This window comes from Cochlodiniinecator piscidefendens (genome assembly GCF_011326755.1).
GTDB lineage: Bacteria > Pseudomonadota > Alphaproteobacteria > Rhodobacterales > Rhodobacteraceae > Cochlodiniinecator > Cochlodiniinecator piscidefendens.
The window spans coordinates 704,116-728,204 of record NZ_JAAOIE010000001.1 but is presented as its reverse complement, the minus strand read 5'-3'; the positions used below and the strand labels follow the sequence as shown (position 1 = coordinate 728,204).

Annotated in this window: 23 protein-coding genes and 1 tRNA gene; 13 read left to right on the top strand and 11 right to left on the bottom strand. The window is 50.3% G+C overall.

Annotation, left to right across the window (positions count from 1 at the left end):
* The first annotated feature begins 13 nt into the window (after positions 1 to 13).
* From secD to G9C99_RS03630, 8 genes are read left to right on the top strand one after another with little or no spacing between them, the layout of a single operon-like run.
* The gene (secD, locus tag G9C99_RS03665) at positions 14 to 2,638 is read left to right on the top strand and encodes a protein translocase subunit SecD (protein WP_166416072.1); all 2,625 of its coding nucleotides are present in this window, start codon (positions 14 to 16) and stop codon (positions 2,636 to 2,638) included.
* The gene (locus G9C99_RS03660) at positions 2,631 to 3,383 is read left to right on the top strand and encodes a sulfite exporter TauE/SafE family protein (RefSeq protein ID WP_166416071.1); all 753 of its coding nucleotides are present in this window, start codon (positions 2,631 to 2,633) and stop codon (positions 3,381 to 3,383) included. The genes secD and G9C99_RS03660 overlap by 8 nt, the downstream gene beginning before the upstream one ends.
* Before the next feature lie 11 nt (positions 3,384 to 3,394).
* Positions 3,395 to 3,751, top strand: a complete 357-nt coding sequence (locus G9C99_RS03655) for an Mth938-like domain-containing protein (protein WP_166416070.1) — start codon at positions 3,395 to 3,397, stop codon at positions 3,749 to 3,751.
* Positions 3,751 to 4,389: a heme ABC exporter ATP-binding protein CcmA gene (ccmA, locus tag G9C99_RS03650; RefSeq protein WP_166416069.1), complete on the top strand. Its 639-nt coding sequence runs from the start codon at positions 3,751 to 3,753 to the stop codon at positions 4,387 to 4,389. Before G9C99_RS03655 ends, ccmA begins: the two co-directional genes overlap by 1 nt.
* Complete coding sequence (gene ccmB / locus G9C99_RS03645) at positions 4,386 to 5,042, top strand: heme exporter protein CcmB (protein ID WP_166416068.1); 657 nt, start codon at positions 4,386 to 4,388, stop codon at positions 5,040 to 5,042. Before ccmA ends, ccmB begins: the two co-directional genes overlap by 4 nt.
* 45 nt (positions 5,043 to 5,087) lie before the next feature.
* Entirely contained in the window at positions 5,088 to 5,816 is a 729-nt protein-coding gene (locus tag G9C99_RS03640; RefSeq protein WP_166416067.1) for a heme ABC transporter permease, read from the top strand.
* Positions 5,816 to 5,971: a heme exporter protein CcmD gene (gene ccmD, locus G9C99_RS03635; RefSeq protein ID WP_331459964.1), complete on the top strand. Its 156-nt coding sequence runs from the start codon at positions 5,816 to 5,818 to the stop codon at positions 5,969 to 5,971. The genes G9C99_RS03640 and ccmD overlap by 1 nt, the downstream gene beginning before the upstream one ends.
* Positions 5,964 to 6,491, top strand: coding sequence for a DsbE family thiol:disulfide interchange protein (locus G9C99_RS03630; RefSeq protein WP_166416066.1), 528 nt, complete (start codon positions 5,964 to 5,966; stop codon positions 6,489 to 6,491). Before ccmD ends, G9C99_RS03630 begins: the two co-directional genes overlap by 8 nt.
* A gap of 243 nt (positions 6,492 to 6,734) precedes the next feature.
* Here G9C99_RS03630 and acnA read toward each other — a convergent pair whose 3' ends face one another.
* Positions 6,735 to 9,419 (bottom strand): aconitate hydratase AcnA, encoded by a 2,685-nt coding sequence (acnA, locus tag G9C99_RS03625; protein WP_166416065.1) that lies wholly within the window; start codon positions 9,417 to 9,419, stop codon positions 6,735 to 6,737.
* A gap of 247 nt (positions 9,420 to 9,666) precedes the next feature.
* Here acnA and G9C99_RS03620 point away from each other — a divergent pair, with 247 nt between their 5' ends.
* Positions 9,667 to 10,368 (top strand): DUF1223 domain-containing protein, encoded by a 702-nt coding sequence (locus G9C99_RS03620; RefSeq protein ID WP_166416064.1) that lies wholly within the window; start codon positions 9,667 to 9,669, stop codon positions 10,366 to 10,368.
* Here G9C99_RS03620 and G9C99_RS03615 read toward each other — a convergent pair.
* The 3 genes from G9C99_RS03615 to purB form a co-directional block, all read right to left on the bottom strand.
* Positions 10,332 to 11,243 (bottom strand): lysophospholipid acyltransferase family protein, encoded by a 912-nt coding sequence (locus G9C99_RS03615; protein ID WP_331459963.1) that lies wholly within the window; start codon positions 11,241 to 11,243, stop codon positions 10,332 to 10,334. The two genes, G9C99_RS03620 and G9C99_RS03615, sit on opposite strands and share 37 nt — an antisense overlap.
* Positions 11,244 to 11,340: 97 nt before the next feature.
* The gene (locus tag G9C99_RS03610; RefSeq protein ID WP_231703955.1) at positions 11,341 to 12,447 is read right to left on the bottom strand and encodes a flagellar motor switch protein FliG; all 1,107 of its coding nucleotides are present in this window, start codon (positions 12,445 to 12,447) and stop codon (positions 11,341 to 11,343) included.
* A gap of 104 nt (positions 12,448 to 12,551) precedes the next feature.
* Complete coding sequence (gene purB / locus G9C99_RS03605; protein ID WP_166416061.1) at positions 12,552 to 13,856, bottom strand: adenylosuccinate lyase; 1,305 nt, start codon at positions 13,854 to 13,856, stop codon at positions 12,552 to 12,554.
* An 83-nt stretch (positions 13,857 to 13,939) separates the two neighbouring features.
* Between purB and G9C99_RS03600 the strand changes: the two genes are divergently transcribed.
* Complete coding sequence (locus G9C99_RS03600; RefSeq protein ID WP_166416060.1) at positions 13,940 to 14,284, top strand: hypothetical protein; 345 nt, start codon at positions 13,940 to 13,942, stop codon at positions 14,282 to 14,284.
* Positions 14,285 to 14,369: 85 nt separating this feature from the next.
* On the opposite strand, the gene G9C99_RS03595 is transcribed toward G9C99_RS03600, so the two are convergent.
* Entirely contained in the window at positions 14,370 to 15,590 is a 1,221-nt protein-coding gene (locus G9C99_RS03595; RefSeq protein ID WP_166416059.1) for a bifunctional alpha/beta hydrolase/OsmC family protein, read from the bottom strand.
* A 145-nt stretch (positions 15,591 to 15,735) separates the two neighbouring features.
* The gene (dddP, locus tag G9C99_RS03590) at positions 15,736 to 17,079 is read right to left on the bottom strand and encodes a dimethylsulfonioproprionate lyase DddP (protein ID WP_166416058.1); all 1,344 of its coding nucleotides are present in this window, start codon (positions 17,077 to 17,079) and stop codon (positions 15,736 to 15,738) included.
* A 141-nt stretch (positions 17,080 to 17,220) separates the two neighbouring features.
* Between dddP and G9C99_RS03585 the strand changes: the two genes are divergently transcribed.
* Positions 17,221 to 18,006, top strand: coding sequence for a heme-dependent oxidative N-demethylase family protein (locus tag G9C99_RS03585; RefSeq protein ID WP_331459962.1), 786 nt, complete (start codon positions 17,221 to 17,223; stop codon positions 18,004 to 18,006).
* Between the two features lie 2 nt (positions 18,007 to 18,008).
* Positions 18,009 to 19,211: a class I SAM-dependent methyltransferase gene (locus tag G9C99_RS03580; RefSeq protein WP_166416056.1), complete on the top strand. Its 1,203-nt coding sequence runs from the start codon at positions 18,009 to 18,011 to the stop codon at positions 19,209 to 19,211.
* A 25-nt stretch (positions 19,212 to 19,236) separates the two neighbouring features.
* Here G9C99_RS03580 and G9C99_RS03575 read toward each other — a convergent pair whose 3' ends face one another.
* The 4 genes from G9C99_RS03575 to G9C99_RS03560 all read right to left on the bottom strand — a co-directional run bounded on the left by G9C99_RS03575 (position 19,237) and on the right by G9C99_RS03560 (position 22,773).
* A complete protein-coding gene (locus G9C99_RS03575) occupies positions 19,237 to 19,938 on the bottom strand; it encodes a hypothetical protein (protein ID WP_166416055.1) in 702 nt (233 codons plus the stop codon).
* A gap of 346 nt (positions 19,939 to 20,284) precedes the next feature.
* Entirely contained in the window at positions 20,285 to 20,725 is a 441-nt protein-coding gene (locus G9C99_RS03570) for a hypothetical protein (protein ID WP_166416054.1), read from the bottom strand.
* Between the two features lie 248 nt (positions 20,726 to 20,973).
* Positions 20,974 to 22,380, bottom strand: a complete 1,407-nt coding sequence (gene glnA, locus G9C99_RS03565) for a type I glutamate--ammonia ligase (protein WP_166416053.1) — start codon at positions 22,378 to 22,380, stop codon at positions 20,974 to 20,976.
* Positions 22,381 to 22,434: 54 nt separating this feature from the next.
* The gene (locus G9C99_RS03560) at positions 22,435 to 22,773 is read right to left on the bottom strand and encodes a P-II family nitrogen regulator (RefSeq protein WP_166416052.1); all 339 of its coding nucleotides are present in this window, start codon (positions 22,771 to 22,773) and stop codon (positions 22,435 to 22,437) included.
* Positions 22,774 to 23,272: 499 nt separating this feature from the next.
* Here G9C99_RS03560 and G9C99_RS03555 point away from each other — a divergent pair.
* Positions 23,273 to 23,357 (top strand) — tRNA-Leu (locus tag G9C99_RS03555).
* A 130-nt stretch (positions 23,358 to 23,487) separates the two neighbouring features.
* Here the strand turns inward: G9C99_RS03555 and G9C99_RS03550 are convergent.
* Entirely contained in the window at positions 23,488 to 23,949 is a 462-nt protein-coding gene (locus G9C99_RS03550) for a hypothetical protein (RefSeq protein ID WP_166416051.1), read from the bottom strand.
* Between the last annotated feature and the right edge of the window lie 140 nt (positions 23,950 to 24,089).

The following is a 24,089-nucleotide window of genomic DNA, read 5'->3' as shown; positions in this document are numbered from 1 at the left end:
CGGTCAAAATTACATGTTGCAAATCCCCTTCTGGAAGCGGGCCACGATTTGGGCGCTCTGCCTTGCTGGTCTTCTTATGGCTCTGCCCAATGCGTTTTACACGCGGGTTGAAACTTCAAATGACGCCGCTGAGCTGATCTTGGTCGAAGGGGATAGTCCGCAACTTTTGGCGGATGAGGCGCTCTGGCCCAGCTGGTTGCCCAGCGGGCTGGTGAACCTCGGGCTTGACCTGCGTGGCGGTGCGCATTTGCTCGCTGAAGTGCAGGTCGAACAAGTCTATGACACGCGCGTCAAAGCGATGTGGGGCGAAGTGCGCGATACCCTGCGCGACGCCCGCGATACCGTCGGCACCATCCGCCGGGTCGACAGCCCCGAAGGCCAGCTGCGCGTACGGATTTCGCAACCCGAAGGTTTGTCGCAAGCGCTTGAAATTGTTGAAGGTTTGTCGCGACCTATCGTGTCCATTTCTAACATCGGCGCACAGGATATTGTCGTCACAGGCGAAGGGGATATTCTGACGATTGAGCTGTCAGAAGAAGAGCAACTCGCCACTGACGAACGCACAATGCAGCAGTCGATTGAAATTATTCGCCGCCGTGTGGATGAGGTTGGCACACGCGAACCCACCATTCAGCGCCAAGGCGAAGATCGTATCCTGATCCAAGTTCCAGGTATCGGTTCCGCACAGGAACTGAAGGAGCTTATCGGTACCACCGCTCAGCTGAGCTTCCACCCTGTTGTTGGACGCACTAGCGATGCTGCAGCGCGAGCAGGTATCGGCAACATCATCTTGCCTGATATCGAAGAAGAGGGTGTTTATTACATCGTCGAAGAAACACCTGTTTTAACAGGCGAGGAGTTGGTTGATGCGCAGCCCGCGTTTGACCAGAACGGACGCCCTGCAGTTAACTTCCGCTTTAACGTATCTGGCGCACGTAAGTTTGGCGTATATACTTCTGAAAATGTTGGATCTTTGTTCGCTTCCGTGCTGGACGGCGAGGTTGTCACGGCCCCGCAAATTAACCAACCAATTACAGGTGGATCTGGCCAAATTACTGGGAACTTCACTGTTGAGAGTTCAACAGATCTTGCGGTGTTGTTGCGAGCGGGCGCTTTGCCGGCTGAGCTAACCTTTGTCGAAGAACGCACCATTGGCCCGGAATTGGGCCAAGACAGCATCGATGCGGGTAAACTGGCGTGTATCGTCGCGTTTGCTGCTGTTTTGATCTTTATGTTGATGAGCTATACAACCTTTGGTCTGTTTGCCAATATCGCGCTTGTGATCAACGTTGGTCTGATCTTTGGCCTGCTCAGCATGATTGGCGCGACATTGACCCTGCCAGGGATTGCAGGAATTGTATTGACCATCGGTATGGCGGTTGATGCGAACGTGCTGATCTTTGAACGTATTCGCGAAGAACTGCGTGCTGCAAAAAATCCCGCTCGCGCGATTGAACTTGGCTATGAAAAGGCGCTTTCAGCGATCTTGGACGCCAACGTTACGACGTTTATCACAGCGGTTATCTTGTTTGTTATGGGCTCTGGCCCAGTTCGTGGTTTTGCGATTACGCTTGGCCTTGGGATTATTACATCGGTCTTTACCGCAATCTATCTCACACGTTTGATGTTGATCATCTGGTATGAGCGCAAACGCCCAAAATCGCTTTTGATCAAAGGGATAAAGCTTGTTCCTGAAGGAACAAAATTGAACTTCTTTGGCAAAACGAAGTTCAGCTTTGGCGGCTCTGCTTTGGCAATGATTGCATCTGTTGTGGTGTTTGTTTTGGTCGGTTTGAATTACGGCATTGATTTCAGAGGCGGTACGACCTTCCGAACACAAGCTGAGCAAACCGTGGATGTTTCTGCCTACCGTCTGGCGTTAGAACCGCTGCAGCTTGGTGATGTGTCCATCACCGAAGTAACTGACCCCGCGAAACCAGATCAGAACGTGACGCAAATCCGGATTGAAGCGCAAGAAGGTGCTGAAGCGGTAAGTCCTGAAACGGTGACCGCAGTCGAGACCGCACTTGAAACTGTTGATCCGACCCTAGATTTTACTGCGGTTGAATCAGTTGGTCCAAAGGTGTCGGGGGAGTTGGTTCAAACGGCTGTCATCGCTGTAATCTTGGCAATTGGTGCCGTTCTGATTTACATTTGGCTACGGTTCGAATGGCAGTTCAGCCTCGGTGCAGTTGCTGCGTTGGTACACGATGTTGTCATCACAATTGGGGTGTTTAGCATCCTTCAGATCAAATTTGATTTGGCGATCATTGCGGCATTGCTGACGATTGTTGGGTATTCCCTGAACGATACCGTGGTTGTGTTTGACCGGGTGCGCGAAAACCTTCGCAAATACAAAAAAATGGACCTTAGGGATGTTTTAAACCTGTCGATCAACGAAACCCTAAGCCGAACCGTTATGACATCTGTGACTACGCTGTTGGCACTTTTTGCATTGATTGTTCTGGGCGGCGATGTGATCCGGGGCTTTGTATTTGCGATGATCCTTGGTGTTGTGATCGGAACTTATTCCTCGGTCTTTGTTGCCTCTACTATTCTTTTGCGCTTCGGCGTAAAGCGGGATTGGTCCAAAGCTGTCGCGAATACTGGCAATCAGTTTGGCGACATAGATGCCTGATTCCATCATGTCTATCATCGCGGCGGACGGCTTTGGTTTATTGCTGTTCGCCACGATGATGGCGGGGTTCGTTCGAGGGTTTTCCGGTTTTGGCGCGGCTATGGTGTATCTACCGATGGCGAGCCAAGTGCTTAGCCCGTTTGAAACCCTTACCACGCTGATCGTTTTTGACGTGATGGGGCCTATGGTTTTGGTCCCGCGTGCTATGCGCGAGGGGCATCCAAAAGATGTCTTAAGGCTTGGTGTTGGGATGGTTGTTTTTCTTCCACTTGGCGTCTTAACCCTATCCCTCATTCCGGCAGAGGCATTTCGCTACGGCATTTCTGCTATTTGTATTGGACTGTTGATCATGTTGGTTGGCGGAATACGTTACAGAGGCTTATTGAGCCGGAAAATGATTTATGCCACCGGTGGGATAAGTGGGTTTCTGGGCGGCAGTGTTGGGTTACCGGGTCCGCCCGTTATTTTTCTTTATATGTCGAGCCCAAACCCAATCGAAGTTATTCGCGCCAACACTCTCTTGTTTTTGCTTTTGTCTGACTTTGTCATGATTGCAGTATTACAGCTGAGTGGTCATTTGGTTCCATCTGCATTATGGATCGGCCTTATCTTGGTGGTGCCAAATATGGTCGCGAGCATGTTAGGGGCATGGATATTCCGCCCCGGATTCGGACGCATTTATCGTGCGGTGGCTTATCTAATCATCTTGGCATCCGCGTTATCTGGCTTGCCACTGTTTGACTGAGAGGTGTTGATATGCAGTTCAGCGAAATAATCTATTCTGACGCGCGACCAGTTGATGGTTATGGTTCGGGCTTTTTTCGCGTGGGTGGCGAAGTTTTTGAAGGGCCGATCATCGTTACGCCAACAGGTGTTCTACCCTGGGGCGGTGTCGAAGATCATGGGCCACTTTGTGGGCTGGTTGATGAGATAGATGTGCTGTTCATCGGTACAGGTGATGAAATTGCTTACCCACCCAAAGCGCTCAAAGAAGCGGTGGAAGCGACGGGTTTGGGACTAGAACCAATGTCGAGTCCGTCTGCGTGCCGAACGTTTAATGTATTGGTCTCTGAAGGTCGCCGCGTTGCAATTGCCTTATTGCCGGTGAGCTGATGCAATTTCAGGTCTCCGATCTGTGCTGTACGCGGGCTGGTGTACCAGTGTTGGAAAATGTGAGTTTTTCGCTCTCATCTGGTCAGGTCATCGCGTTGCGAGGGCCAAATGGCATTGGTAAAACGACGCTGTTGCGGACCCTTGCTGGACTACAGCCAGCGCAAGCTGGAACCAGCAATCTCGCCATAGATCAGATAGCCTATGGGGCGCATGCAGATGGATTAAAGGCGACACTAACCGTGGTTGAGAACCTCCAGTTTTGGGCGGCGATTTATGGCACAACGGATATTTCGACAGCACTAAGCACCTTCGATCTGGAAAACCTGACAGCCCGTCAGGCACAAAATCTTTCGGCGGGGCAAAAACGCCGTCTTGGATTGGCTCGCCTGTTGGTGACGGGGCGGCCTGTTTGGATTTTGGATGAACCGACTGTCTCGCTTGATGCGGCGAGTGTGGCTTTGTTTGCAAATGCAGTGCGTACCCATTGTGATAATGGGGGCTGCGCTTTGATCGCGAGCCATATTGATTTGGGCCTCAAGGCAGAAGTATTGGATTTAACCCCTTATCGTGCACGCCCTAGAACGCAAGCTACGGATCTGTCTGGGTTCGACGATGATCAAGACGGGGCCTTTCTATGATTGCGCTGTTTCTACGCGACCTGCGGCAAGCCACACGTGCTGGCGGTGGGTTTGGGCTTGGTGTTGCGTTCTTTTTAATTGTTGTGGTTTTGGTACCGTTTGGGGTTGGCCCCGAAAGCGAGATATTAGCAACGATTGCACCGGGTATTCTGTGGGTTGGTGCATTGCTGTCGTGTCTATTATCGCTCGATCGTTTGTTGGCACTGGATTACGAAGATGGATCGCTTGATTTGCTTGCGACTGCGCCGATCCCGCTTGAGGCTGTCGTCGTGATAAAGGCCCTTGCACATTGGGTTGTAACAAGCGTGCCTTTGGTGATCGTTGCCCCGATGCTGGGTGTTCTCCTAAATTTGCCGGGTGGGGCTTATGGTTGGGTCGTGATTACGTTGCTGGTCGGCACACCTGCGCTGTCTATTATCGGCGCCTTTGGCGCAGCCTTAACTGTGGGGCTAAAGCGCGGAGGATTGTTGCTATCGCTCTTAGTGCTTCCCCTTTACGTGCCGACACTTATTTTCGGAGCCGAGGCGGCGCGTCGGGGGGCTGATGGTCTTGATGGCACAACGCCGCTGCTTATGCTCGCTGGAATTACGCTTGCGTCACTTGCGCTCTTACCTTTTGCCGCGGCTTGGGTTATTCGCATCAACCTGCGATGATTTGGATCATTGCAGAGTAAAATAAACGACCATAGATAGGGCGACATGTCACTCTGGGAATACGCAAATCCGAAGAAATTTATGCAGACGTCAGGTTGGCTGCTGCCGATTTTTGCCGTCAGCTCGGCTGTTATGTTGACGGTTGGATTAGTGTGGGGTTTCTTCTTTACCGCAGACGATTACCGGCAGGGCTCCACTGTTAAGATCATCTTTTTGCATGTGCCAGCTGCGCTTATGGCTATTAATGCTTGGTTTATGATGTTGGTGACGTCGTTGATCTGGTTGATCCGCCGCCACCATGTCTCTGCGCTTGCGGCCAAAGCAGCGGCACCAATCGGCATGGTCATGACGCTGATCGCATTGGTCACGGGCGCGGTTTGGGGACAGCCCATGTGGGGTACGTGGTGGGCGTGGGATCCGCGTCTTACCTCGTTTCTTATCCTGTTTTTGTTTTACCTCGGTTATATCGCGATGTGGGCGTCGGTAGAAAATCCCGATACCGCTGCTGATCTCACTTCTGTTTTGTGTTTGGTTGGATCTGTTTTCGCAGTTCTAAGTCGCTATGCGGTGAATTTTTGGAACCAAGGATTGCATCAGGGCGCCACCTTTTCTGTGGATCGTGAAACCAACATTCATAGCAGTTATTATTTGCCTGCGTACCTGTGTATGGCGGGATTTGTCGCGCTATTCATCGCATTGGTTCTACTGCGTACCCGTACTGAAATTCGTAAACGCCGCTTGCAGGCGTTGTTGGTGAGAGAGAGGTTGGCCTGATGCCCGATTTAGGGAAGTACACCGTTGAGGTCAGTATGGCCTATGGAGTCAGCTTGATCCTTATTTTCCTGTTAGTGGGTGTTAGCATCCTTCAGGCTCGCCGCGCCCGCCGTGCGCTTTTGGAAATCGAAGAAAGACGTAAATCTGATGGCTAAACTCAATCTTATGATGCTCGCACCGCCGGTTGTTTTTGCCGGGTTGGTTGGCGTATTGGCGTTCGGCTTAGGCGGCAACGAGGATACTGCGTCAGCACGCCAAGGTGGCGCCGCCCCAGCGTTGTTTTTGTCCGACCTACAAGGTAATACTTTTACGTCGGACGATTTGATGGCACCGGGTGTGAAGTTGGTAAATTTTTGGGCCAGCTGGTGCGCGCCATGTCGCGCTGAGCACGCTCAATTAGAACAACTGCGCGAAGACGGCGTGCCGATTTATGGCATCAACTACAAAGACGATCCTGCGGATGCACTGGCATTTTTGGATGAACTTGGTAATCCCTACGAAGCGCTTGGCGCTGATCCCAATGCGAGAACTGCTCTTGAGTGGGGGGTGGCCGGGGTGCCAGAAACTTATGTGATTGACGGGGACGGGACGATTATTTTTCGGTTTGCCGGACCAATCACGCCTAGCATTCTAGCCTCAACTTTTGAGCCTATCATCGCTGAGGCCCAAGAATAGGGCTTATCCGATTGAGAGCATGATAAAGATTGCCAGTTCAAGCCATAAGACTTGAACGCCTAGCCGATAATGTCGGTCCTGAGGAATAGCGAGATCAATCATGGTCGTTACTATAGGTAATAATAGTTAATGAATCACGGCGAAATTAGGTCATTTTGACCTAAGATTAGAAACAACCCGTTTCCTAAAATAGAAAAGCCCCGATCAATTGATCGGGGCTTTTCTTTAACCTGTGCATTTGCGTCAGCTTTTGGCTAGATTACGCAGCACATAGTGCAGAACGCCACCGTGTTCGATGTATTCAATTTCAATGGCTGTATCGATCCGGCATTTTAGCGAGATTGATTTTTGTGTGCCGTCGGACATCGTGATGGTCGCAGGTACTTCTTGCAAGGGCTGGATTGTATCCAGACCAGAAATGGACACCGTTTCATCACCGCTCAGGCCGAGCGTTTTACGGCTGTCTGAGCCGGTGAATTCAAACGGAATCACACCCATACCTACGAGGTTTGAACGGTGGATGCGTTCAAAGCTCTCGGCAATCACAGCCTTCACACCCAATAGCGCAGTGCCTTTGGCTGCCCAGTCACGGCTTGAGCCTGCGCCATATTGTTCGCCACCAAAGATGACGGTTGGAACACCTTCGTTTTGATAGGCCATAGCCGCATCAAAGATTGAAGTTTGCGCGCCGTCTGGACCTTTGGTGTATCCACCTTCAACGCCGTCCAACATTTCGTTTTTGATCCGAATGTTCGCGAAGGTGCCGCGCATCATCACTTCGTGGTTGCCACGACGTGAGCCATAGGAGTTGAATTCGCGGACAGGCACCTGACGATCAACGAGGTATTGACCGGCCGGTGTCGTCTCTTTGAAAGAACCTGCTGGCGAAATGTGGTCGGTGGTTACCATGTCACCAAGAACGGCCAGAACTTTGGCGTTTTCGATGTTGGTGATCGTACCTGGTTCCATGCCCATCCCTTGGAAATAAGGTGGGTTTTGAACATAGGTCGAAGACGCAGGCCAGTCGTAGGTTTGGCTATCCGTTGTTTCAACGCCTTGCCATTTGTCGTCGCCTTTAAAGACGTCAGCGTATTTCTCTTGGAACGCTTCGCGGGTGACGGTCTGTTCAACCAGTTCTGCAACCTCTTGTGTGGTTGGCCAGATATCTTTGAGGTAAACGTCATTGCCGTCTTTGTCTTGGGCAATCACATCTGTTGCAAGGTTGATGTCCAATGTCCCAGCCAAAGCATAGGCCACAACAAGCGGAGGTGACGCGAGATAGTTCGCGCGTACATCCGGGCTAATCCGACCTTCGAAATTCCGGTTTCCAGATAGAACAGAGGTTGCGACCAAATCGCCCTCGGCAATCGCCTCCGAGAGTTCTTTTTGGATCGGGCCAGAGTTACCAATACAGGTGGTACAGCCGTAGCCAACAAGATTGAACCCGATGGAATCAAGGTCTTTTTGCAGATCAGCCGCTTCGAGATAAGCAGACACAACCTGCGATCCGGGCGCGAGAGATGTTTTGACCCAAGGTTTACGATCCAGACCCAGTGCTGCCGCTTTGCGTGCCACAAGGCCCGCGCCGATCATCACATAAGGGTTGGATGTATTGGTGCACGACGTGATGGACGCGATCACAACTTTGCCGCTTTCCAAGGTGTAGTCTTCGCCAGCGACAGCAACCTCTTTGCCCATTGGGCGTTTGAAGGTTTCTTCCATTTCTTTGCGGAATGCATTTTGGCCTTCGGTCAAGGCTACATAGTCCTGCGGGCGTTTTGGCCCGGAAATTGCAGGAACGATGGTGCCCATATCAAGGTGCAACGTGTCTGTATAAACTGGGGCATAATCCGCATCGCGCCAGAAACCGTTTTCTTTGGCGTAAGCCTCAACCAATGCAATACGGTTTTCATCGCGGCCAGACGTGCGTAGGTAACGCAAGGTTTCGCCATCGATTGGGAAGAAGCCACAGGTCGCACCATATTCTGGTGCCATATTGGCAATGGTTGCACGGTCTGCCAGAGGCAGAACATCAAGGCCTTTGCCGAAGAATTCAACGAATTTGCCAACAACACCTTTTGCGCGCAGCATTTCAACAACTTTTAGCACGAGGTCGGTACCGGTGGTGCCTTCCATCATTTCGCCGGTTAATTCAAAACCAACAACTTCGGGGATGAGCATCGAAATTGGCTGACCCAACATCGCGGCTTCGGCTTCGATACCGCCAACACCCCAACCTAGAACAGCTAGGCCGTTCACCATGGTTGTGTGGCTGTCGGTGCCAACAAGCGTATCAGGATATGCAACCTCAACGCCGTCCTGATCGGTATCAGTCCAAACAGTTTGCGCCAGATATTCAAGGTTTACCTGGTGACAGATGCCCGTGCCGGGCGGAACAACGCGGAAGTTGTTAAACGCAGATTGGCCCCACTTAAGGAACGTATAGCGCTCCATGTTACGTTCGTATTCACGATCCACGTTCATTTGGAACGCGCGCGGATTACCGAACTCATCAATCATCACGGAGTGATCGATCACGAGATCAACTGGGTTCAATGGATTAATTTTCTGAGCATCGCCACCAAGGGCAACAATACCGTCGCGCATCGCAGCCAGATCAACAACTGCGGGAACGCCCGTGAAATCCTGCATCAAAACGCGGGCAGGGCGATAGGCAATCTCGCGGGGGTTCTTGCCGCCTTTGGCACCCCATTCAGCGAATGCTTTGATGTCATCAACGGAAACAGTTTTTCCGTCTTCAAAACGCAGCATGTTTTCTAGCACTACTTTCAGTGCTGCGGGCAATTTTGAAAAATCGCCGAGACCAGCAGCTTGTGCAGCAGGAATAGAATAATATGAAATGCTTTGGTCGCCGACTGTTAAGGTCTTGCGGGTTTTGGCAGTGTCCTGTCCAACTGTGATGGGCATTTTGGCCTCCCTCAATGAATTCCGGGGTATCGCTGGCCTGCTTTTGCCTGATGCAAAGCATTCGTTCAAGTCCGAAGATCAAACTTTGTATACTATTGCACACAATTTTTACCATTCGGGGTGTGTTTTATGTGTTCAGGCAGGGAAGCAGTCAGGATTTCCCTTTTTATCTTGCTCGCAAAACCTTGATTAGAGGTTTCTAGAAAATCGCGTTAAACCTGTTGGCAGGTAGGACTGAGAGTGAAATATGGCGAAATTTATTCAAAAAACGATGTTGAGCGCTGTGATGGCGTTTGGGGTGGGACAAAACGCTGCAGCGGATGGCGTTGTGTTGGAGCTCTATACCTCACAGGGATGTTCATCTTGCCCGCCTGCCGATGAAATTTTTCTCGACTATGCCGAGAGAGATGACGTGATCGCCTTGGCATTACATGTAGATTATTGGGATTATCTCGGATGGCGGGATGCTTTTAGCGATGTCGCGTACTCGAATCGCCAACGTTATATTGTGCAAGCGCGCGGAGAGAGGACGGTTTATACGCCTCAGGCGATCATTGGCGGTAATGATTTACTGATTGGGAGCAACCGACGTGCTGTGGCAAATTCAATCGAGCGGCACGCTGCACGTGAAAACGGTGTTTCGCTTGAGATTGCAAGGAGCGGAAATACGGTAAGGCTTTCTACCAATATCGCGGCCCCCTCGGCGGGGAACTACGATGTGCACGTAGTTCGCTATACCCCGTATGAGGAAGTTTCAATTCGTGCAGGTGAAAATCGTGGCCGTACAATTTCCTACGCCAATATTGTAACATCGTGGGAAACCGTTAACGTTTGGAATGGCCGCAACCCGCTCTCTTTGACGGCTGATGTTTCAGGGAATGATCCCATTGTCGTTATCCTTCAGGAGGAAAACTACGGTTCTATATTGGCGGCCTCACGCATACGCTGAGTGCGTTCCGGTTTCCAACGGCGGTGTATCCAGAGCCATTGCGCCATATCGTTGCGCACCCGTGCCTCTAGGCTATCGGCGATCAATTGGGTCATGGTTTCGGCGTCTGTGTGTGGAATCGGAGCTTCCACTTCGATTGAGAAATCAAAGCCGTTCTCTTGCCGGGTGCCATATACCGGAACCAAAAGCGCGTCATATTTCAAAGCAAGCTCCGCAGCAGAAAGCGAAGAGGGCGCTGGTTTTCCAAAAAATGACAACAGGCTTCCTGAGGTACTGTGAAGATCCATCAAGATTGCGACTGTGTTTCCGGCCTTTAAAAACCGGATCATCTCCGATAATCCACGCCGCGATTGCGGAAATATGGGCGATGCAACTTTTTGAATGGCTTTGAGATAATGCGCGTCAAAATATGGGTTGCTAAATGGGCGGTATAGCGCCCCAATTTGATGCCCTCGTAACCGCAATGCTGCGCGCGGGGCGTCGTAATTTCCAAAATGCCCGCTCACAACAATGATGGGGCGCCCGGCTGCATGGGCTGCATCCAGTTCGGCTAAGCCGGGGCCGGTTATTGGGACCTCACGAATGCGCTCTACAAAAGCATCGCCGGAATAAACTTCCATCAATGTGCGCCCAGCATTTTCGGGGACCGTACGACACAGCTCATCCACTGTTGTTTCCGGAAGTTCGGGCAAAACATAATTTAGGTTCGCACGAATGCGTTTGTCGTACTTTGCCAATGGGGCCACAAGTCGGGACACCATCCAACCAGCAAAGGCAATACGAGGCCGATACGGAAGTAGTCTAGGTAGCGTGAGGACACCTTGCAACGCTAGGTTCGAAAGGAAATGGCCAAATTTGCGCTTGGATGTAGGCATATAAGGCATCTTTCTTAGCCGTCAAAGTTAAGAAAGACATAGTTCCCTTTTTCACAAAGCTCAAGCTCGACAGAAGTGTCCGTACGCAGTGGCGGTTTTATTCATCCTCCGCGATCAGCGTAATTTCTCCTGCGGCTTCTAGGGTGCGAATTTCAGCGATCAGTGCATTCATGGCGGCCTCTCCATCTGCTTCTTTGATGGTGCCGGATTCGCCGATCTCCTCTTCCAATTGTTCTGCCATCCGTTTGGACATGTTGGACAAAACGAATGTCGCAGATGCGTCATGCCCCATCTGACGTGCAGCGGCCAACGCAATTACGAGCTGATCTTGTTCTACACCACGAATAATTTTGGGGATATCGCGTGCGTCCATGCGGCGTGGTATATGTTCAAAGGTAAAGATTGCTTTGCGGACCTTTTGTGCAAAACTCGCGTCGGTTTCTTCCAGTCCTTCCAAAACGTCATCTCGAGTTGAGGAAGAAGAAAAGTTTAAAATCGCTCCTACACGTTCGTCTGGCTCATCCTCGAATGCCGGAATGCTTACATTATCGACCTGTGCGGCAATTGCTGATCCAATGCGGGCAACGGCGTCAGGAGTGACGGAATTGGTTTGCGACATCGAATATGCGATGCGGCGCGCACGTGGGCCGGGAATTTGGGATAAAAGTGCTGCAGATTTCGCCACGGTCAGCTTGGCCAAAATTACGGCGCAGATTTCCGTGCTTTCTGCCTCGAGAATCGGAAGAATTTTTTCTTCTTCAAGGTCGGTGATTTTTTGCCAAGGGTCACTAATGGCCCGCATTCCGGCCTCTTTGCGCAGGCGTTGTGCCATGGTCGGGCTGATGGACCCATCAAGCGCTGAAAGCGCGCCTTCGATTCCGCCAGTAAAGGCCATACCGACATTTTCCAACTCTGACATGAATTCAGATACGACAGTTTTTAGCGTATCACGTTTAACCATACGCAAAGCGCTAATTTGTTCTGTTAGATCAGCCTGAAGCGATTCAGGGAGATCCGTCAAAGAAATCTTGGCGCCCTCTGACAACAAAAGACGCACAACAATGGCGGCTTTTTGTTTTCGATTGAGGGTTGGGAGGCCGGGATGCGCTGGCGTATCTGGATTAGCCTGCAATTGGGGTGTTTGTGCGCCAACAGCGGGCTGTGTTGAGGCGGATTGGTTGGTCAGCTGGGGTAGGGCAGACAAGGGGTTCTCTCCAATCTGTGGTTTCATTCAGATTGACACCGAAGCGTTAAGAGACCCCTATCAAATTTAACAAAAGGGGCCCCGAAGGGCCCGCAATTGATTTATCATTCACCAAAAACACGTTTGAAAATAGTATCGACGTGTTTTGTATGATAGCCAAGATCGAATTTTTCTTCGATTTCCTCAGCTGAGAGTGCAGCCAATACATCGTCATCCGCCAGCAATTCAGTTTTGAAGTCTTTGCCTTCTTCCCAAACTTTCATCGCGTTGCGCTGAACCAATTTGTAGCTGTCTTCGCGTGAAACGCCAGCTTGGGTCAAGGCGAGCAGAACACGCTGAGACATGACAAGGCCACGGAATTTATTCATATTCGCCAGCATATTGTCAGGATAGATAACCAAATTTTCGACAACCATGGTCAAACGTGCCAGAGCAAAATCAAGTGTGATTGTCGTGTCTGGGCCAATATTACGTTCAACAGAAGAATGCGAAATATCGCGTTCATGCCAAAGCGCTACATTTTCCATTGCAGGCACAACGGCCATGCGTACCAAGCGAGCAAGGCCGGTTAAGTTTTCGGTCAGCACAGGGTTGCGTTTATGCGGCATCGCAGAGGAGCCTTTTTGGCCCTTTGAGAAAAACTCTTCGGCTTCGAGCACTTCGGTCCGTTGCATGTGGCGAATTTCGGTTGCAACGTTTTCGATGGATGATCCAACGACGCCCAATGCGGCAAAGAATGCTGCATGACGATCGCGCGGGATAACCTGCGTTGAGATCGGTTCTGCCTCAAGACCCAGTTGGGCGCATACATATTCTTCGACTTGTGGGTCGATATTTGCGAATGTCCCGACAGCGCCAGAAATCGCACCAGTTGCGATTTCTGCGCGTGCTGTTTTCAAGCGGGCAAGGTTGCGATCCATTTCTGCATAGAAACGCGCAAAGGTGAGGCCCATGGTTGTCGGTTCAGCATGAATGCCATGAGAGCGACCAATGCGAACCGTCATCTTATGTTCATGCGCGCGACGTTTCAAAGCTGCCAGTAGTTTTTCAGCATCCGTGATGAGGATATCGGCTGCCCGCACCAATTGCACGTTAAAGCAGGTATCTAAAACATCGGAGGATGTCATGCCCTGGTGCACAAAACGTGCCTCATCAGAACCGACATGTTCGGCCAAGTGAGTCAAAAATGCGATAACATCATGTTTCGTGACCGCTTCGATTTCATCAATGCGCGCAACGTCGAATTCAACGTCTTTCGCTTTCCATACCGCATCAGCGTTTTCACGTGGGATAACACCGATGTTTGCCATTGCTTCGCAAGCGTGGGCTTCGATCTCATACCAGATTTTGAATTTGGTCTCAGGGGACCAGATCGCAACCATTTCGGGGCGGGAATAGCGAGGGATCATGTGTTGACAGCCTTTTGAATTGAAGAAGGGGCGAGCGTCCTCTTAGACTGGAGCGAGCAATTGAACAAGGTTTAGGAGAAAATATGAGAGGTTTTGTTGTCGCAGCGGCAATGTTTGCGGGCGTTAGCGCACAAGCACAGGAATGGCAGCTTTTGGATGAAGCTGGCATTCGCGAAGCGTTGACGGACCAAACCGTTGTATATGGCTCTGCAACTCAGATATTTTACGCATCTGGTCGGACCCTCTATAATGCGGGAACAGACAGTTGGGGGAGTTGGCGGGTCACAGGAGATCGGTATTGTTCGCAATGGCCGCCTAATACTTTGTGGGCCTGTTTTGATCTTGAGCGCAGCGGCGACCAAGTGCGTTTCACCGGCGATTACGACGACGTTTCGACTGGGGACATTGTCGCATCGGAGATTAACTAAAGTGAAAACCGCACCTCGGATGAGGTGCGGTTTTCTGTATACGCTTTGCTGCGCAAAGCTGTGCCGCTTGGGGGTACGGTTGGAGTTATCCTGCCGGTACCAGCGATGTTTCTATGTGTGAACTGCTCTCGAGCGTTTTGTGAACAGGGCATTTGTCAGCGATTTCCAGTAATCTTTGGCGCTGAGTTTCGTCGAGATTGCCTGTTAAATGAATCTTACGGTGGAAACTGTCGATTTTGGCTGAGGTCGCGCCACTTGCGTCTTGAGCGTGGACCTTGTCGTGGGTTACGTCCACCGACACATGTTTTAATGGCCAGCCTTTGCGGCGTGCATACATGCGGATCGTCATAGATGTGCAAGCGCCTAAGCCTGACGCGAGATAACCATAGGGAGACATTCCGCGATTTGTACCGCCGTAAGCCAAAGGTTCATCTGCGATCATGTGATGAAGCGGGCCAGAATTCACGTCTTGCATGAAACCATTTGGATCGGCCTCTGACACCCGAACAACACCTTCAGGCGCGCCAATTGGGGGCGCAGGTTGGCGCAGGCTCATGTAACGGCCCGCCCATGCAGAAATAACATCAGCAGCATATTCAGCATCACAGGCGTTGGTGATCAAGTGATCAGCATTGTCCAGAGTGACAAAGCTTTTGGGATGATGGGCCGCGGTAAAGATGTGTTGGGCGTTTTCGATTCCGACGACCGTATCCAAAGGCGCGTGCATCACCAACAAAGCGCGTTTCAGCCCGGCAATTGCAGGGGCAAGGTTTTCCGCAGCTACATCTTCAACAAATTCTTTATTTATGCGGAATGGCCGCCCGCCAAGAGAGACTTCAGCCGATCCAGATTTGTTGATTTCCGACAGGGATTCGCCAAAGTTGTGGGTCACATGCTCCGGATCAAATGGTGCGCCAAGCGTTACAACCGCGCGAACGCTGTCTATGCCACCAGCAGCGCGCAAAACAGCAGCACCGCCCAAAGAATGACCGATTAACATTCCGGGTGCCATACCGCGATTCGCTAGGTATTTTGCAGCTTCACGGAGGTCGGCAACGTTTGAGCTGAATGAGGTGTTTTCAAATTCCCCACCAGAATGCCCAAGCCCGGTGAAATCAAAGCGCAAGACAGCAATACCCATGCCAGCAAGACGATCAGCGATGCGGCGGGCCGCTGGGATGTCTTTTGAACAAGTGAAACAGTGGGCAAACAGGGCTGTTCCAAGGTGAGGACCGTCAGGTAAATCCAGACGTGCGGCCAATTGATGTCCGCTAAAACCTTCGAATGTAATGCGCTCTGTGGCCATGTCTTTCCCCAAATATTCCCGCTCTTCTTTAAAGTGGAGTGGTATAGATATAGTTACAAGCGCGTTACATTGATTTCACACGAAGGTGAGGAATGGTGAGGAGATTGGCGTGAGCGGCGGAATGATGATCCCGCCGCAAAATAGTTTAACCTTGTCCCATAAGGCGTTCATCAAATGGGTATGTTGTAAGATTTTCAAAGCCATCTTCGGTGATCAACACTTGATCTTCAAGTTTGATCGAAAAGTCACCACCTTCGGGGCTGACCAACGCTTCAACACATAGGACCATGCCAGGTTCTAGGGTGTAGTCAAAGGCACCCGGAACCATTTGATCTGGGTATGCAACCAAAGGCCATTCGTCACAAAGACCCACGCCATGCATCATGCAGCCGTATTTCAGGTTTTGGAAATTATCATCGAGTTTATGGCAATTGCGCGAAAGCTCTTCGATGGAGACACCGGGTTTGAGCATCTGCATGTTATGTTGGATGTGCTCATAACCATGCTGCATTGCGTAAACCATTTCGGCAGGCGGGTTTTGATCACCGATCCACCAAGATCGTGAAATATCAACACATATGCCGTATGCACCGATGAGGTCCGTATCAAACGATACAATTTCATTATTTTGAACAATGCGTGGACCACATTCTTGAAACCATGGATTGGTCCGGGGACCAGAAGCCAACAGACGTGTTTCGATCCATTCACCGCCACGTTTTATGTTTTCAGCGTGAAGCGCAGCCCAGATATCGTCCTCAGATGTCTGGCCTTCGGGCACGTTGACACGTGCGAAGCGTTCCATTTCAGCTACAGCATTTTCGCAGGCAACGGACGCGCATCGCATGGCCAAAATTTCATCGGGGCCTTTGATGGAACGAGCTTTTTCGGTCAGTTCTTCGCCAGGGATGATGTTGAAGCCTTGGGCTTCGAGTGCGCGGGAGCCGTGAATAGTTGGCTTATCAACACCAAGGCGCATGTTACCGCCACCGTGTTCTTCGATTAGCTTGCGGACTTCGTTGGCGAAGACATCAGCAGCGACATCCACTTTGTCGCCGCGATCAAAATAGAAAAGATCAGCGCCTGAACGCTGCTCTTTGACCAAGGGGTTAAATTCAGACAGGAACATCGCATTTTTATAGTCCCAAATGACCATGTATCCATCGGCGCAAACCAAAACCGCGCGAAAGGGGTTGTGGGTGTTCCATAACTGCATATTGGTCGAGTCGGTCGCATAACGAATGTTCAGCGGATCAAACATAAGTATGCCGCCATAGTCACGGGCTTGAACGCCTTTTGTTAAACGTTGATGGCGATAAGCGCGCATGGAATCGAGATTGGGTAAGATTAAGCCTGCGGCTTCCCATTCGCGATAGGCCAGTTGTGTCGGGCCGATTTCAACGCGGTCATTATTATTTGCACTGCCATCAGGTAGGCGATCCCCAAGTGTGGGGTCAATCTTGCGGTGTTCACGATATGGCGTGGTCATAGCTGGTCTCCCTTTGAGGCGAGTTTTGGGAAACTTGACGCATCTGTCATGTTCAAAACCGACATAATCACAGGTCGGTTTTATGGCTGTTTTCAGAGACCTTGACGCATGTGAAATGCTTCGATACCCGAAGGTATGGATATGATTTGTCAAAGCAAACTGACGTTTGCGCCTTGGTTGGAACCGCGTGCGCGAAAATTGCCAGGGTTGATGCCGATTGAAGCGGGGCGATGGTTGATCGTCGATGACGCTTATACCGGCCAACTGAAACGCAAACGTTCTCTGCTACAGACAAGCCTGAGCGATGTTCTGATGGTTTCCGACGGCGCACAACCCGCCGCGCACGAACTGCTGGAGGCAGTACTTGAGGAACTGAAGGGTCAGCCTGGGTTCCACTTCGACAATCAAGAAATCACGCGCCCTGATGGTGAGCGAGTTATCGTCGATTGGGAAAGCCCGATGATGACGCTCAGCCAACTTGTCCAAGAAGATTTCGCTATAATGGAAAAACAGGGTGATGAGCATGTCTTGACGGCTGCATTGCTGTGTTTTCCTGCAAGTTGGACACTCAGGCAAAAATATATGCGGCCTTTGTTGGCAATTCATGCGACGGTCGATGTATACGATGACAATATAGGAAAACGCGTGCAACGCCTGTTTGACGGTATTCAAGTTGATCGACCAATGTGGCGGGCCAATGCATTATTTTATACGGATCCTGAGCTATATCAGCCTCGTTTGGAAAATGATCCCAGACCGAGGCCAACCGGCCCTGCAGCCTTTGTTCGATCTGAGAGGCAATCCATGATCCGGCTACCGCAGTCGAATGCTGTTGTTTTTTCGATCCACACAAGCGTTGTACGGCGTGAAAACTTGACCGAAGAACAAGCCGATGGTCTATCGGATAATCCCATTGCGGTGGCATAGTTATGAACGATGTAAAATCCCAATACGAAGCGTACCCCTATCCTGAACGCAATCCAAAGGACGAAAAGAAGCGTCTGATCGTTGGATCGCCATCGCATCCGCTTGAGATGGATCACTTTGTGTTTGGCGGCAAACGAGATTGGTCAAAACCGCTTAAGGCACTGGTTGCAGGGGGCGGGACGGGCGATGCCCTTATTCAATTGGCTCAGGTGCTGACCACAGCAAAGCGCCCTTATGAAATAACATATATCGACCTTTCAACTGCGTCGCGTAAAATTGCCGAAGCGCGCGCGAAGGTGAGAGGATTAAAGAACATCACCTTCTTAACGGGTAGTTTGCTAGACGCTCCGAAATATGGCCCATTCGATTACATTGATTGTTGTGGGGTGCTGCATCACTTGCCTGAACCACAGGCGGGATTTGATGCATTATCCCAAGCATTGGCGCCCGAGGGCGGGTTGGGATTTATGGTATATGCGCCCTATGGCCGAAGTGGAGTTTATCCTTTGCAGCAAGCTTTCGGCGCAGCATTGGGGGGCCTCTCTCCAACGGAAAAACTAAGAAAAGCGAAAGAGATGTTTGCGGCATTGCCTGAGGGACATCCGTTTAAGTGTAATCCACATTTGGTTGACCACAATCAAAGCGATGCTGGGTTTTACGACCTTTTGCTTCACTCCCAAGATCGCCCATATCTGGTGACAGAGTTGGTAGACACATTGGAAAAGGCTGGATTAAGTCTGAGCGGTTTTACCCAACCTGCGCTTTATGATCCTGCGCTATTATTGCCAAAAGGCGTCGTGGCCCCAACTGACCCGGTTGAGGCGATGCAATTGGCGGAAAAACTCCGGGGCACGCTAAAGCTTCATGTGGGGTATGCGGTTCCGAGTGCGAGCAAACAATCTGCGCAGGCCAAGCGTGGGGACATGGCACAAATTCCGCATCTCAAAGGGGTGAATGCAAAGGCGCTAGCGCAACAAATCAGTAAAACGGGATCACTTCGTATCACGGTTGAGGGCGCGCAACAGGTGTTGACGATCCCCAAATCTGCGGCTGGGGTGTTGTCATTGATAGATGGGCGGCGGAGCTTGGCGGAGATCGCCAAATTGCTAAAGCAGGATCAATTTGCGTTCTCAGCAAATTGGAAAGCAGCAACATCCGATTTGTTCGATTACGGTATATTGCTGCATTCAAGGTTGTTAAAATAGGGCGAGTTGCGCGCTGTCAAAGGCGTTAGGTTGGCATCAAACGCTGGAACAATCCGCCAGTCGCTTTTTGAGATGCGGATGAAAAGATGTCGCGCAATGCTTTTTCCTGTTCAAAGCGGCTATGGCCTTTGGGCTGTGGTTCGCTCGCTGCTTGATGCACTACAGGAGCCGCAATTTCTGACTTTGCGACGGCTGGTTTGGCCTGCGGCTTGAGTTTACCCAAATAGGCGAGGGCGTTTGACACATAAGAGGGCGCCGGTGCCGCAAATTCGCGCTCTTGGCAAAATGCATGAAAAGCATCCAGCTCCAACAATTGTTCGCTTTGTTCCCAGTGTATGGCGTGGGGCGTATCTGATTTGGTCAATGCGAGCGTTGCTACCGCACAAATTTTATCGCTCAGCGCGCGAGGGTCTTTTCCTGTAACACGAACAGAGATGTGAAAATGGGCCTGATGCCCCATCAAAAAGCTGACCACCTGCTGAGGTGAGCGCCCCGGCGAATTGCGCAGTACGCCGCCAAAATGTTCAGCAGTCAGCGGAATGGGTTGCTTTGATACACGAATGTAAACTGCATCATTGGACAGTTCGATTAAATCATCATTGGATTTCACTTTCAGCGGATCGGTTGTTTTACCAACACTTGCTTTGATCAGTTTTCCAATACGAGGCACTGTCAAAGATGACGGTTTCTGAAGAAGAATATCTGCCCGGCTGATTGTCTGTTCCATGGATGCCTCATCGTGTTTGCTGCTTGAAGATAGGCTAAAAGCGGATTTAGACGAAAATGAGACAGCTGCTGGGCGAGTTTGTGAGAATACGGTGAAAATTCTACGGATGAGTCTTATGCTAAGTTTTTCATTCACACATCGCTTATTTTTTTGGAGTGCGTAGTTTGACGCGCAAAGCGAACTTTATGATATCTTGCGGTATAGTCGACTGTTGTGGGATATTGTGGCCGTTCGTATCAAATGCTCAAATGTCGGGTTTGAGAACGCCATTGAACAAATGGTCGTTTTTGGAACGTGCTGAGTATCCGATACAGAAAGATAAGTGCCCAGCTTATTGCGCCGTGTTTTATTGCAGTATCTGGGAGGAAAAACTGGTGACCTTCCAGTCTGCAGGATCGCTGGAAGGGCTTGTTTGGCCCCGTCTCTCAAATCCACCAAGTCCGGCTCCAGTAAATGAAACACCAACGTCGGTTACAGTACTTAAATCCGCTGCGAACGCACAGCTAATTGAGCCAACTGAATCGCCATACACGCTGCGGAAATTGACATCCGTATATGTTGCGAGAGCACCAAATGTTGTATCAACAATACTGTTCGCGCTCAGCTCAATTCCATTTAATCCCCGAAAATTGGGAACAATCACCTCTCTGAATGCAGCAATGCACGCAGCGTCTTTAGTCAAAAGATCCTGTTGATAGTATGTGTAGGAGCGATCAATTGAAAATTCTTCCGCAATCGATGGCGTAGCTATAAAAGTTGCGAAGATTGATAAAACGAAGGGCCTCATGGAAATAACCTAATGTGATGCTAAAAATTAGAAGTATTATATCTTCGTTTGCTTACGATTCCAAATTCAAACTTCGGCCGCTCAGTAACCACTCTTTTTCGGAACGGGCTCAAACCACACCGTTTCACGCCGCCGAAAAAACCTTCGAAACAACGCTACTGTTGAAGCTTTTTGGCGCTCTCATGCTAATCGAAATATCACCAAAAAGGGCACCCGAAGGTGCCCTTTGATGTTCTTTCAGGTGCTGATTAGCAGCTGTAGTACATTTTGTACTCGATTGGGTGTGGCATGTGTTCAAAGGCTTGGACCTCTTCCCATTTGATTGCCAGATAACCGTCGATTTGGTCTTTGGTGAACACATCACCCGCGAGCAAGAAGTCGTGATCTGCTTCGAGGCTTTCAAGTGCTTCGCGCAAAGATGCACAAACAGTTGGGATACCTGCGAGTTCTTCTTTTGGCAGATCGTAAAGATCTTTGTCAGATGCGGGGCCCGGATCGATTTTGTTTTTGATGCCGTCAAGGCCAGCCATCAGAAGGGCTGCGAAGCACAGGTATGGGTTGGCTGCTGGGTCAGGGAAACGTGCCTCAACGCGTTTTGCTTTCGGGCTTTCGGTCCATGGAATACGGACACAGCCAGAGCGGTTTGCAGCTGAATACGCGCGCAGAACCGGGGCTTCGAACCCTGGGATCAGGCGCTTATAGCTGTTGGTCGCTGGGTTTGTGAACGCGTTCAGTGTTTTCGCGTGCTTCAGGATGCCGCCGATGAAATACAGCGCTTCTTGGGAAAGATCAGCGTATTTGTCGCCTGCAAACAATGGTTTGCCATCTTTCCAGATGGACATGTTTACGTGCATGCCTGTGCCGTTATCGCCGTAGTATGGCTTTGGCATGAAGGTCGCTGTTTTGCCGTAAGCGTGTGCCACGTTGTGAACGATGTATTTGTACTTCTGCAGCTCATCCGCTTGTTTGGTCAATGTACCAAAGATCAGGCCGAGTTCGTGCTGACAAGACGCTACTTCGTGGTGGTGCTTGTCCACTTTCATGCCGATGCGCTTCATTGTGGACAGCATTTCAGAACGGATGTCCTGTGCGTCATCAATTGGGTTCACTGGGAAGTAACCGCCTTTGATGCCTGGGCGATGGCCCATGTTGCCCATTTCGTATTCAGTATCAGAGTTCCAAGATGCGTCTTGCGCGTCAATTTGGAACGACACTTTGTTCATTTCAACAGAGAAACGCACGTCGTCAAAGAGGAAGAATTCAGCCTCTGGACCCATGTATGCTGTGTCACCGATGCCAGATGCAATCAGGTAAGATTCAGCTTTTTGCGCTGTGCCGCGCGGGTCGCGTGAATAGGCTTCGCCAGTGTCAGGTTCAACAACGGAACAATGGATCGCCAAAGTTTTCTCAGCATAAAACGGATCAACATAAGCTGAATCCGGATCAAGGATCAGTTTCATGTCTGAGTTTTCGATAGATTTCCAACCTGCGATGGAAGATCCATCAAACATGAAGCCTTCTTCGAGGAAGTCTTCGTCCACTAGGTCAGAGATAACTGTAACGTGCTGCAGTTTACCGCGCGGGTCGGTAAAACGTACGTCAACGTATTCGATGCTCTCGTCTGCGATGAGCTTCACAACATCAGCGTTGTTCATAGATTTCATCCTTTACCAAAATAAGATGTCTTTGCAGGAGACCTGCGTTTTCAGTTACAGCGCGTCGTCACCGGTTTCACCGGTCCGAATGCGAATGGCTTGTTCAACGGGGGAAACGAAAATCTTCCCGTCGCCGATTTTATCTGTTTTTGCGGCGTCAATGATCGCCTCTAGCGCGTCGTCCACCAGATCGTCAGGCAGAACAACTTCGAGTTTCACCTTAGGAAGGAAATCGACGACATATTCAGCGCCACGGTAGAGTTCCGTGTGGCCTTTCTGTCGGCCAAAGCCTTTGACTTCGATCACCGAAAGCCCCTGCACACCGATGTCCTGAAGGGCTTCCTTCACTTCATCCAATTTGAAAGGCTTGATGATTGCTTCGATCTTTTTCATGGCCGCGACTCCTTTGCAGGTTTCTATGGCTGTGAAACCATTTTCGATGTGCGGTCGCAATTGACGATAATAGCGAAGAGGGTGGAAGTTGTTCAAAATGGGTGCGATTGCCTAATTTTTGTGCAATTGGATTATTTGTCGTGCAGTGTGCAAAAATAATACCTGGCTTTGGGGCTATTCTTGAATCTGAATTCAAATTTGCCCGACATGTGATTCCCAGTCACCTTTGTGGTCCGTTGGGTGATTGCATTGCGAAGTGGTGTCTAAGTGCAATCTATTTTCAAAAGGCATACCTTCGGGAACTGGGTCTATATTATCAGGTCGAGATAGTAAGAGGTGAATTTCGAAATATTTAGTATGTTCATTTGTTTTAAGTCAGTTAACTCAATACCTTAAAGAATTTTATAAAAGTTTTTTTCCCACAATGTCATTTTTGCTCTCGCCACTTCTGAAAACCTTTGCTAGAGAGTGCGGCAAGAGCTGAGACGCTCTTACGGATGCGGGTATGGCGAAATTGGTAGACGCACTAGATTTAGGTTCTAGCGCCGCAAGGCGTGGGGGTTCAAGTCCCTCTACCCGCACCATAAACTTTATAAATTAACGGCAGCTTCGTCTTCAGGGCGTTAGAATGCCGTGCGCCGAAGTCTTTAGACCTGCCAATATGTGTCGCGAACTTGGCCAAACGTGCAGTGACAGGTTGGCCAAGTTAATATGTCACTGGGTGCCCAATCTGCGATCTACCAGATATGCAGAAATCGCCGACTGATCCGCAAATACTCTTTCCGCAACATGGCATAGGTTGCTGGTTGCGTCGGGTTCAAAGCTGACGTTGAACTGTTCACCGTAAGACGTGCGTGTAGCTGCAACATCTTGGACCATGGCGGCTCTGCCGCGGAACAGTACGGCACGTGAAAGGTTCTGCCTAACGTAAGCCTGCGAATTTGTGTTGATATCAACATAGTCGCAGCGATCTGAGATGCTACCGGACAGCGCAAGCACGGAGGATGCGCGCAGCGCCCCCAAAGATTGCAGTTCTTTCAATGCGGGTGTTTCAATGTATTCTAAATATGCCAAAGTGGGGTTGTGGGCGACCATGGGTCCAACGGCTTGGCTTTCTTCGGAGAGGCCGCAACTTGACAGTGCGCTGGCGAGGAAAACCCCAATAACTCGTTTCATATTAATTTCCTTAACGGGATTGTGGTGGCTATCTATCTACCTTTGGGCGATGTATGACGCAAGCATCACTGAGCGCGCTATGCGGTTCAAAGAAAGACTAGGTTTGAGGCGCGAGATTATGGCTAAGCCGGGCTATTTTA

What these genes read in the sequence shown, in the direction of transcription:
- secD (WP_166416072.1), top strand. Translation starts at nt 14, where the DNA reads ATGTTGCAAATCCCCTTCTGGAAGCGGGCCACGATTTGGGCGCTCTGC.
- G9C99_RS03660 (WP_166416071.1), top strand. Translation starts at nt 2,631, where the DNA reads ATGCCTGATTCCATCATGTCTATCATCGCGGCGGACGGCTTTGGTTTA.
- G9C99_RS03655 (WP_166416070.1), top strand. Translation starts at nt 3,395, where the DNA reads ATGCAGTTCAGCGAAATAATCTATTCTGACGCGCGACCAGTTGATGGT.
- ccmA (WP_166416069.1), top strand. Translation starts at nt 3,751, where the DNA reads ATGCAATTTCAGGTCTCCGATCTGTGCTGTACGCGGGCTGGTGTACCA.
- ccmB (WP_166416068.1), top strand. Translation starts at nt 4,386, where the DNA reads ATGATTGCGCTGTTTCTACGCGACCTGCGGCAAGCCACACGTGCTGGC.
- G9C99_RS03640 (WP_166416067.1), top strand. Translation starts at nt 5,088, where the DNA reads ATGTCACTCTGGGAATACGCAAATCCGAAGAAATTTATGCAGACGTCA.
- ccmD (WP_331459964.1), top strand. Translation starts at nt 5,816, where the DNA reads ATGCCCGATTTAGGGAAGTACACCGTTGAGGTCAGTATGGCCTATGGA.
- G9C99_RS03630 (WP_166416066.1), top strand. Translation starts at nt 5,964, where the DNA reads ATGGCTAAACTCAATCTTATGATGCTCGCACCGCCGGTTGTTTTTGCC.
- acnA (WP_166416065.1), bottom strand. Translation starts at nt 9,419, where the DNA reads ATGCCCATCACAGTTGGACAGGACACTGCCAAAACCCGCAAGACCTTA.
- G9C99_RS03620 (WP_166416064.1), top strand. Translation starts at nt 9,667, where the DNA reads ATGGCGAAATTTATTCAAAAAACGATGTTGAGCGCTGTGATGGCGTTT.
- G9C99_RS03615 (WP_331459963.1), bottom strand. Translation starts at nt 11,243, where the DNA reads ATGCCTACATCCAAGCGCAAATTTGGCCATTTCCTTTCGAACCTAGCG.
- purB (WP_166416061.1), bottom strand. Translation starts at nt 13,856, where the DNA reads ATGATCCCTCGCTATTCCCGCCCCGAAATGGTTGCGATCTGGTCCCCT.
- G9C99_RS03600 (WP_166416060.1), top strand. Translation starts at nt 13,940, where the DNA reads ATGAGAGGTTTTGTTGTCGCAGCGGCAATGTTTGCGGGCGTTAGCGCA.
- G9C99_RS03595 (WP_166416059.1), bottom strand. Translation starts at nt 15,590, where the DNA reads ATGGCCACAGAGCGCATTACATTCGAAGGTTTTAGCGGACATCAATTG.
- dddP (WP_166416058.1), bottom strand. Translation starts at nt 17,079, where the DNA reads ATGACCACGCCATATCGTGAACACCGCAAGATTGACCCCACACTTGGG.
- G9C99_RS03585 (WP_331459962.1), top strand. Translation starts at nt 17,221, where the DNA reads ATGATTTGTCAAAGCAAACTGACGTTTGCGCCTTGGTTGGAACCGCGT.
- G9C99_RS03580 (WP_166416056.1), top strand. Translation starts at nt 18,009, where the DNA reads ATGAACGATGTAAAATCCCAATACGAAGCGTACCCCTATCCTGAACGC.
- G9C99_RS03575 (WP_166416055.1), bottom strand. Translation starts at nt 19,938, where the DNA reads ATGGAACAGACAATCAGCCGGGCAGATATTCTTCTTCAGAAACCGTCA.
- G9C99_RS03570 (WP_166416054.1), bottom strand. Translation starts at nt 20,725, where the DNA reads ATGAGGCCCTTCGTTTTATCAATCTTCGCAACTTTTATAGCTACGCCA.
- glnA (WP_166416053.1), bottom strand. Translation starts at nt 22,380, where the DNA reads ATGAACAACGCTGATGTTGTGAAGCTCATCGCAGACGAGAGCATCGAA.
- G9C99_RS03560 (WP_166416052.1), bottom strand. Translation starts at nt 22,773, where the DNA reads ATGAAAAAGATCGAAGCAATCATCAAGCCTTTCAAATTGGATGAAGTG.
- G9C99_RS03550 (WP_166416051.1), bottom strand. Translation starts at nt 23,949, where the DNA reads ATGAAACGAGTTATTGGGGTTTTCCTCGCCAGCGCACTGTCAAGTTGC.